Raw genomic sequence first — 6,493 nt, 5'->3', positions numbered from 1 at the left:
GGATGTCGGTACGACAGGTGTCGTCGCTAGCGGACGAAGTCCGCGGCTCCGGTGGCCAGGTCGAGCAGCGCTGCCGGCGCGACGCCGAGCACCAGGGCGCCCCGGCCTGCTCAGTCCGGCCACCGCGCAACACCTGCGGGAGCCCGCCGGGAACGCGGTCTTCATCAGCGACCGCATCACCTACACGCTGGATGCCACCGCCATCGTCGTCGACCGGGCCACCATCCTCGGCAGCATGATGGAGATCCGGACGGAACGGGCGGTCACCGGACTGTCCCTGCGCTGGGGCGCGGCCGGCTGACCACGCCCCCATGTGGCGGCTCAATCAGGAGAGGCGGCGACCCGTACGCGGTTGCTCGCCTCGTCGGAGAGGAACGACGCCAGGGACTGCCCCTGTTCGGCGACGGCGGTGCGGTCGGCTCGGGAGAAGCGGCGCAGCGGGGTGACGATCACGGTGTCGGCCTCGACCGTCCAGGTCGCGGCGACCCGGCCGTCGACCAGCACGACGCGGGCACCGGCGACCGACAAACCGCGATCGGCGTCATCGATGATCCGGCTGCGGTCGTGGTAGCCGAGGATCGCGTTGTCGAAGGCGGGCAGGAACCGCACCGGGGCAGGCGTGTCGGGGTCGGGCCGCGGCGCGTCGGGGAGGTCCAGCAGTACCCGGCCGCGCTCGTCACGGAAGGCGACGAGCTCCTCGCGTACCGCGGCCACCGCGGCCGGCAGCCCGGCGAGGCCGCACCAGGCGCGCAGGTCGGCCGTGGCGGCGGGGCCGAACGCGGCCAGATAGCGCCGTACCAGCGTTTCACCGACCCGGTCGGAGCCATCCGGGGCCGGCGGGTCGATCTCGCAACCCAGCCACGAGGACAGCGGCACGTTGCGCACTCCCGCCGTCGTGCGCCACAGCCCGCGCGGAGGCAACTGAACCATCGGAATCAGGGCGGCGACCAGCATTTCCCCCAGCGCCCGCGGTCCCGGGTCCGGCCAGCGCTCGGCGAGAGCCCGAGCGAGCCCGGTCATCGAGCGGGGCACGCCGTCGGCCAGCACCGCCCGGCCCGCCGCCGCGAGCTCGTCGAGATCCACCCCGTCGAGTTCGCTGCGGTAGGTCCCGAGCACGCGTTGGCGCAGCATGGTGTCGTGGCGGGCCCGCCAGGCCAGGACGTCCTCGGCGGTGAGCAGGTGGACGGTGCGGCGCATGAGGTGGGTCCGCACCAGGTGCCGCCGGGTCAGCAGGCCGGACAGCGCTCCCGCGTCGAATGCACGCAGCCGGGACCAGAGCCCGACGAACGGCTCCTGCGGTTCCTGCGCCTGCATGCCGCACAGGTGCGCGACGGCGTCGCGTACCGGCAGGTCGGCGCGATCGAGCAGCAGCTGCCGGGCCAGCGTCGCACGGTTGAGCGCCCGGGTGTGCAGCACGGTCATCGGGCCACGCGGAGGTTCAGGGGGGTCGTGGTGGTGACGGACAAGTTCGGCTCCTCACCTGCAAACGGAGGTGCAACAGTCGCAGAGGAAGCGGCCAGGATGTGTCCTCTTCTTCGGGCAGGATGAGCAACATGCCGAAGACCTCTGCGCGACTGCTGTCACTGCTGTCGCTGCTCCAGGCACGCCGGGACTGGCCGGGGGCGCTGCTGGCCGAGCGGCTGGCGGTGAGCCCGCGCACGGTGCGCCGCGACGTCGACCGCCTGCGCGAGCTCGGCTATCCCATCGTGGCCAGCAAGGGCCCGGACGGCGGGTACCGGCTCGACGCCGGTACGCGCCTCCCGCCGTTGCTGTTCGACGACGAGCAGGCCGTCGCCCTCGCCGTCGCCCTCCGGATCGCCACCGCTGCCGGTGCCGGCATCGAGGAGGCCGCCGCGCGGGCGCTGCACACCGTCCGGCAGGTCATGCCCGCACGGCTGCGCCACCGCATCGACACCCTCCAGGTCACCGCCGTCGAGCGGCCCGCCGCGCCGCGGGCCGACAGCGGCGTGCTGACGGCGCTGAGCGCCGCCGTGCACGCCCGCGAGGTGCTGCGCTTCGACTACCCGTCCGCGTCCCGACCGGTGCCGGACGGCGACGGTACGCCGACCCCGCTCCGCCGGGTGCAGCCCTACCACCTCGTCACCTGGGGCGGGCGCTGGTATCTCGTCGCCTGGGACCTCGACCGCGACGACTGGCGCATCTTCCGTGCCGACCGGATCACTCCGCACGCCCCCACCGGGCCTCGCTTCACCCCACGCGAGCTACCCGGCGGTACCGCAGCCGCCTTCGTCACCAGCAGGTTCCACGGCTCCGACGGCACCGGCGGCTGGCCCTGCCGCGGAGAGGTGATCCTCGACCTTCCCGCCGCCAAGGTCTCACCCTTCATCGGCGACGGAGTCGTCGAGGAACTCGGCCCGGACCGCTGCCGACTCACCCTCGGTTCGTGGTCATGGCCGAGCCTGGCCGCCGCCATCGGAATGTTCGACGCCGACATCGAGGTCATCGGGCCGCCCGAACTCAGAGCCGCCTTCGCGCACCTGGCCCGCCGCTACGCCGCCGCCGCGTAGCTCACCTGGCCCAGCTGTCACAGGGAGCGGGCCGAAGGCGTCTCCTGTTCGACCCGATCGCGACTCTGGTATTTCAGACCAGAGTCGCCGATACCCGGCAAGGAGATACCTCATGAACGTCACGCTGTGGATCGCCGCCGGACTGCTGGCCGTGGTCGCTTTGGCGGGCGGCATCACCAAGACGTTCGTACCCAAGGAGAAACTGGCCGAGGCGCCCGGTGGGGGATGGACCGCACGTGCCAGCGTCGGCTTCGTCAAGACCCTCGGGGTCCTCGAACTCCTGGCTGCGGTTGGCCTGATCCTGCCGGCCGTGCTCGACATCGCACCGTCGATGGTGGCGGTGACCGCCCTCTGCTGGGTATTGCTGATGGTCGGCGCGATGATCACCCATCTGCGCGATGGAGACGGCAAGTTCATCGTGCTGAACCTGGCCTATCTCGCCCTGGCCGCCTACGTCGCCTGGGGCCGGTTCGGGCCCGAGCCCTTCACCGGCTGACCTGACAGCGGAACCTCTTCGGTGTGGAGACGCTCGACCGCCCCGGCGGCCAGCGTCTCGTAGTAGGGGCCGAACTCCATCGCACGCCGGTACATGCCGTCCGCGTCATCCGGGCGCCCTGCGGCGGCGTAAATGTGCCCGAGGGCGATCGCGGCCAACGGGCTCTCGTGCGGATGGTCGACATCGACGATCTGCCGGTAGGTCGCGATCGCCTCCTCGGTCCGGCCAGCGGCGGCGTGCAGACGTGCGAGGTTTCCGGCCGCGGACGGGGCGAAGGCAGGATGACCGGACGCGACGGCACGCCCGTAAGCGGCTTCCGCGTCGGCCGTCCGTCCGGCCGCCTCCAGGACGAAGCCGAGGTTGCGTTCTGCCCGGGGAGCCGCGTCGGCATGGCCGGACTCGGCGGCCCGCCGGTAGATCGCCTCCGCCTCCGGCGTTCGACGCCCGCCCTCGAACAGCAGCGCGAGCTGGATCATCGCCTCGGGAGCGTGGTCGGCGTGGCCGGAGTCGATGGCCCGGCGGTAGGCCTGCTCGGCCGTGTCGACGGATCCCCACCGAGCCCACAGGTTCCCGAGGTGCAGCGCGGCAGCCGGGGCGTGGTCGGGGTGGCCGGAGTCGATCACCCAATGATAGGCCGCCTCCGCTTCGGCCTGCTTCGGCGAGCCGAGGTCGCACTGCTCGGCGTACTCCTGCCCGAGGATCAGCGCCGCCCACGGTGCGTGTTCGCGATGGCCGGTCTGCACTACGCGGTGCCAGACCTGCACGGCGTCCTCGGGCTGATCCCGCAGCATGAGGACGGCGCCGAGCAGAATGGCGGCGTGCGGTGCGTGGTCCGGGTGGCCGCTGTCGACCACCTGCCTCAGGACGGCCTCCGCTTCTTCCGGCCGTCCCTCATCCAGCAGGCCGAGGGCGCGGTCGAGCGTCGGCGGAGGTTGCGGCCGGTCAGACGCCATCAACGAAGTCTAGGTACGCGAACGGACGACGGCACCGCCATGACGGCCGCCCTGAGTCGACGTTGCGACAGCAGACACTGTGGACACGGCCGATTGCGGCCCGGTCGCCGAACCCGGTCGACTCACTACGCTGACGGTCAGCGGTGTGGGGGAGGGGTGATGGTTTTCGACCGGGGCAGTCTGGTGCGCACTCTGGCGAAGACGACGATCGCGGTCGTGCTCGGTGGGCCACTCAACGGCATCCAGGAGCTCAGCAATGCGATTTTCGACCTGCCGAAATCCGATCCGGTGCGCTCGGCCAAGCCGGAGGTCCTCCTCGATCGGCTGGCTGCGGCGACCCGCGCCTTCGCCGACGGCGAACGGCTCCCCGACGGGCTCGCCGAACGGGTCCTGGACCAGACGACCAACCTGCTCGCCCGTTACGGCCTGACCGCGGCCGAACTGGCGTCGGTCGCGTTCGATCCGGCCGCGGCGACCGCGATCGTCCGCGCCCGGGCGGCGGAGGAACTACGAGTCCTGGACGAGGCGGACGAGGCGCTCTGCCTGCGTCTGATCGACGATGTCCACACCGAGTTGTCCCGGACGGCCGCCGACATCACCGACCTGGCCTCCGCCTACCAGCGACGGGTCCTGGCCGACCTGCGATCGTTGACCCGAAGTCAGGACGAACTGCTCCTGCTCGCCCGGCTCTCCGCCCAGCACCTGCTCACGGTCGGGCCGACGCCGCGATGGGACCCGGCCCTCTACCCGCCGAGCGCGCTGCTGCGGGCCGAGTTCGCGGTCGTCCCGTTCTGGGGACGGCAGGACCTGCTCGACGACCTCACCGACTGGGCGTCCGGTCCCGCCCGGGTGGCCGCCCGCGTCTACACCGGCGCTGGCGGGATGGGCAAGACCAGACTGCTGCTGGAGGCCGGCCGGCGGATGCGGCTGGCCGGCTGGCGGGCCGGCTTCGTCCGTGCCGGACTGCCACCCCTGAGCGCCGACCAGGTGGCGGAACTCGGGCGGGGCGTCGCGGGCGTGCTGCTCGTGGTCGACTACGGCGAAACGCGGACCGCCCAGGTCGTACGGCTGGTCGCCGAGGCGCTCGACGCGGCTGTCCCGGTCCGGATCGTTCTGCTCGCCCGCTCCGTCGGAGACTGGCTGCTGAACCTGCGGCAACAGCCGAACCGGGTCGGCGACTTCCTCGACGGACCCGCGATGTCGGTCCTCGCCGTCCCGCCCCTGGCCACCGACGCCGCAGCCAGGCGTACCGTGTTCGACGATGCCCTGGCCGCGTTCGCGGCGGTGCGCGGCGAGGCGGAACCGAACCTCGCCTCGGTGAGCCTGGACGGCCCGCACCACAACCGGGTCCTCTACCTCCACATGAGCGCGCTCGCCGCCCTGGACGGCGAGGACGTCACCGACGACCAGACCCTGCTGCGGTTCGCGTTGCGCCGCGAACAGGGTTTCTGGGATCGCAGCCTGGTCGAGAAGGGGTACGACGACCTGGCCGGAAAGCCGGTACGCCAACTCGCCGCCCTGGCCACGCTCGTCGGCGCCATTCCCGGCCCCGAACAGGCCGTCGAGCTGTTCCGCCGGGCACCCCTCATGCGGGACCGCCCGGCGGCGGCGGTGACCGCGGTCGCGGACCTCCTCCATGACCTGTATCCGGCCGAATCCTGGCTCGGCGGAGTCCAACCCGACCTACTCGGCGAACACCTCGTCGGCACCGCGCTGCGCGACACCCCGACGTTGCTGGCGGTGCTGAATGGGGCTTGAGACGCAGCAGGTCCGGCACTCGCTGACGGTCCTCAACCGCCTGGCCCAGCGAGATCCGTCGTTTCGGGCCGACCTGGTCGCCCTGATCGCCTCCGACGTACGCGGACTCGCCCCGATCGCGCTCGACGTGGCCCTGGAGTCGGGCGAGCCGATGGCCCAGGCGCTCTGCGAGGTCCTGCTCGCACACGAACTGGACGCCGACGTCGAGCGGACCATGGTCGACCGCCTACCGCTGGACTCCCCGCTGACCGACCTCGGCCTGGTGCTGTCCACGCGAGCGGTCGCGCGGCTTGCGGCGGGGGTCGAGCTGAGCCCGGTCCGGCCCGCGCAGGTCCTCATCCGGCACGCCGAGTGGCTGCTCCGCGACGATCGGACCGACGACGCGCTGGCCGCGGCAGGCCGCGCCAAACGGATCGCCGCCGACATCGTCGGCGGCAACGGCGGCCTGCCGTACGTCTTCACCAAGCCCACCGACCTCGTCCTGTCGGTGGCGAGCGTCGAGGCGAGAGTGCTGTTGCGTCGAGGCGAGCCCCGGTACGCGATCATGTCCCTCACCAATGCCCGCGACGTCGCCCGCCAACTCGCCGGCACCGCGGCCGAGTACCACCCCGGGTTCGGCGAGGTGCTGACCCTGCTCGCCGTCGCGCTGATGGACGCCGGCCAGGTCGCCGAGGCGATGCGGGCCGCCGGCGATGCGGTCGACTTCTGGCGGGCCATGGTCCACGAGCCGGATCCGGACCCGGACCTGGCCCGGGCCG

At 72.2% G+C, this 6,493-nt stretch carries 6 protein-coding genes and 1 pseudogene; 5 read left to right on the top strand and 2 right to left on the bottom strand.

Annotation, left to right across the window (positions count from 1 at the left end; all coding sequences use genetic code 11):
* Positions 1–301 (top strand): annotated as a pseudogene (locus tag AB0M52_RS28460) (transcriptional regulator); the annotation flags it as partial.
* 20 nt (positions 302–321) lie between these two features.
* On the opposite strand, the gene AB0M52_RS28455 reads toward AB0M52_RS28460, so the two are convergent.
* Positions 322–1,422, bottom strand: a complete 1,101-nt coding sequence (locus tag AB0M52_RS28455; protein ID WP_363959984.1) for a winged helix DNA-binding domain-containing protein — start codon at positions 1,420–1,422, stop codon at positions 322–324.
* A 131-nt stretch (positions 1,423–1,553) separates the two neighbouring features.
* Here AB0M52_RS28455 and AB0M52_RS28450 point away from each other — a divergent pair, with 131 nt between their 5' ends.
* Both AB0M52_RS28450 and AB0M52_RS28445 read left to right on the top strand, forming a co-directional pair.
* Positions 1,554–2,528, top strand: coding sequence for a WYL domain-containing protein (locus AB0M52_RS28450; protein WP_363959981.1), 975 nt, complete (start codon positions 1,554–1,556; stop codon positions 2,526–2,528).
* A 112-nt stretch (positions 2,529–2,640) separates the two neighbouring features.
* On the top strand, positions 2,641–3,024 hold the full coding sequence (locus tag AB0M52_RS28445; protein ID WP_363959978.1) for a DoxX family protein: 384 nt from the start codon (positions 2,641–2,643) through the stop codon (positions 3,022–3,024).
* Here AB0M52_RS28445 and AB0M52_RS28440 read toward each other — a convergent pair.
* Positions 2,979–3,977: a tetratricopeptide repeat protein gene (locus tag AB0M52_RS28440; protein WP_363959976.1), complete on the bottom strand. Its 999-nt coding sequence runs from the start codon at positions 3,975–3,977 to the stop codon at positions 2,979–2,981. The two genes, AB0M52_RS28445 and AB0M52_RS28440, sit on opposite strands and share 46 nt — an antisense overlap.
* Positions 3,978–4,136: 159 nt before the next feature.
* On the opposite strand from AB0M52_RS28440, the gene AB0M52_RS28435 reads away from it, so the two are divergent.
* Together AB0M52_RS28435 and AB0M52_RS28430 are read left to right on the top strand one after the other, a co-directional pair.
* Entirely contained in the window at positions 4,137–5,735 is a 1,599-nt protein-coding gene (locus AB0M52_RS28435) for a hypothetical protein (RefSeq protein ID WP_363959973.1), read from the top strand.
* A partial coding sequence (locus AB0M52_RS28430) for a hypothetical protein (RefSeq protein WP_363959970.1) occupies positions 5,725–6,493 on the top strand: 769 nt, incomplete at its 3' end. The genes AB0M52_RS28435 and AB0M52_RS28430, both read left to right, overlap by 11 nt.

It is taken from the genome of Micromonospora sp. NPDC051296 (assembly GCF_040682255.1).
Classification (GTDB): Bacteria; Actinomycetota; Actinomycetes; order Mycobacteriales; family Micromonosporaceae; genus Micromonospora; species Micromonospora craterilacus.
Note: the sequence above shows the minus strand (reverse complement) of the source record. Positions and strands in the feature narration are given on the sequence as shown.

What these genes read in the sequence shown, in the direction of transcription:
- AB0M52_RS28450 (WP_363959981.1), top strand. Translation starts at nt 1,554, where the DNA reads ATGCCGAAGACCTCTGCGCGACTGCTGTCACTGCTGTCGCTGCTCCAG.
- AB0M52_RS28440 (WP_363959976.1), bottom strand. Translation starts at nt 3,977, where the DNA reads ATGGCGTCTGACCGGCCGCAACCTCCGCCGACGCTCGACCGCGCCCTC.
- AB0M52_RS28435 (WP_363959973.1), top strand. Translation starts at nt 4,137, where the DNA reads ATGGTTTTCGACCGGGGCAGTCTGGTGCGCACTCTGGCGAAGACGACG.
- AB0M52_RS28455 (WP_363959984.1), bottom strand. Translation starts at nt 1,422, where the DNA reads ATGACCGTGCTGCACACCCGGGCGCTCAACCGTGCGACGCTGGCCCGG.
- AB0M52_RS28445 (WP_363959978.1), top strand. Translation starts at nt 2,641, where the DNA reads ATGAACGTCACGCTGTGGATCGCCGCCGGACTGCTGGCCGTGGTCGCT.